Raw genomic sequence first — 1,417 nt, 5'->3', positions numbered from 1 at the left:
ACTGGAGTGCACCCCCAGACTGAGACAAGGAAAATCGCGGACATCGTCCCACGTTAAGCTATGCCGCCTTTTCCATCTGTCGTCCACCTGAATGCTTCTGTTCGTATTCCTCCGGCGTGAGATAATGGAGCGCCGAATGCAGGCGCTGCGTGTTGTAAACGGTATCGATGAAAGCGCCGATGCGCCTACGGGCATCATCAGCATCCTTATAGGCGAGACCTTGCACCTCTTCCTGCTTCAGCGTTTTCATGAAGCTTTCCGCCTTCGCGTTGTCGTAAGGATTTCCGACGCGGCTCATGCTCGCCTGGATGCCATGGAGATGCAGAAGTTCGGAGTAGGCCCCACAGGCGTATTGAACGCCGCGGTCGGAATGGTGCACGAGACCCCCTGGAGCAGGCTGGCGATCGGTGATGGCCATCTCGAGGGCCTCAATGGCAAGGCTTGCTCTGAGATGCGTATCCAACGCCCATCCGACCACCCTGCGGCTAAACGCGTCAAGCACAACGGCAAGGAAAGCAAACTCCTCAGCCAGATGCAGGAAGGTGATATCGGCAACCCATAGCTGGTTGACCCCACTGAGGATCATGCCCCTGGCCAAGTTCGGCACGACTTGCCAACCATGCCTCGAGTTCGTCGTTGCAGGCACAAAGGGTCGCGTGCGCAGGCACAGCAGATTGTCTTCACGCATGATGCGTAGAACGCACTTGTGATTGACTTGCCACCCCTCCCGACGCAACAGGGCTCCGATCCGGCGGTAACCGTAGTGCGCGTTGCCGAGAGCCATCTTTTGAATGAGATCGCGCAAACCTGTCTCGGCCCGTCGCGGGGCCGAGTCTAGCCAGTGACGATAATAACTGGCGCGGCTGACGCCAGCGAGCCAGCACATTCTATCGATGTTGAATTCGCCTTGCGACAGGCCGGTCGTCATCTTTTCGATGACTTTGAAGATCCCGTTTCGCCAGGAGCGCTGCTCCGGCGCTGATCTTCCTCGAAGTGCCGCAAGGCTTCGCGAAAAAAATCGAGATCAAGCTGCTGTTGCCCGACTTTCTGCTCCAATTCCCTGATCCGGCGCCTGGCCTTGGTCAGTGCCTTTTCCTGAGGCGTCGGCAGATCGACTGAATTCTGCAGCTGCGCGGCCCCGTCTAGTCCTGCTGTCGATCTGGCCGGCCGGCCGCGCCGGCGTGACTTCAGATCGCCATAAAGCCTCAGGTGATCACGCCACTCGTAAAGTCGTTGACGACTGATGCCGACCTCATCTGCCAACTTGCTGACGTTTTCGCCCGCTTCCATGCGCTGGAGCAGCTCCCGTTTTTGGTCTTCATCAATAAATCTTTGCCGTCCGGCCATGCCCCAGTTTCCTCTCCTGCGGGGAAACTGTCCGCGATTTTCCTTGTCTCAGTCTGGGGGTGCACTCCAA

2 protein-coding genes are annotated in these 1,417 nt (G+C 57.9%); both read right to left on the bottom strand.

Going from position 1 to position 1,417, the window contains the following annotated elements; all coding sequences use genetic code 11:
* Nucleotides 1–58 precede the first annotated feature (58 nt).
* Nucleotides 59–928, bottom strand: coding sequence for an IS3 family transposase (locus tag RFN30_RS32220; protein ID WP_320265971.1), 870 nt, complete (start codon nucleotides 926–928; stop codon nucleotides 59–61).
* Entirely contained in the window at nucleotides 925–1,347 is a 423-nt protein-coding gene (locus RFN30_RS32215) for a helix-turn-helix domain-containing protein (RefSeq protein WP_040970666.1), read from the bottom strand. Before RFN30_RS32215 ends, RFN30_RS32220 begins: the two co-directional genes overlap by 4 nt.
* Nucleotides 1,348–1,417: the final 70 nt, after the last annotated feature.

Origin of the sequence: Mesorhizobium dulcispinae, assembly GCF_033977345.1 — a bacterium.
Classification (GTDB): domain Bacteria; phylum Pseudomonadota; class Alphaproteobacteria; order Rhizobiales; family Rhizobiaceae; genus Mesorhizobium; species Mesorhizobium dulcispinae.
The sequence above is the reverse complement of the archived record's forward strand: the minus strand, read 5'-3'. Positions and strand labels throughout refer to the sequence as shown.

Excerpts from the sequence above, each read along its gene's own strand:
- RFN30_RS32220 (WP_320265971.1), bottom strand. The coding sequence starts at position 928 with ATGACGACCGGCCTGTCGCAAGGCGAATTCAACATCGATAGAATGTGC.
- RFN30_RS32215 (WP_040970666.1), bottom strand. The coding sequence starts at position 1,347 with ATGGCCGGACGGCAAAGATTTATTGATGAAGACCAAAAACGGGAGCTG.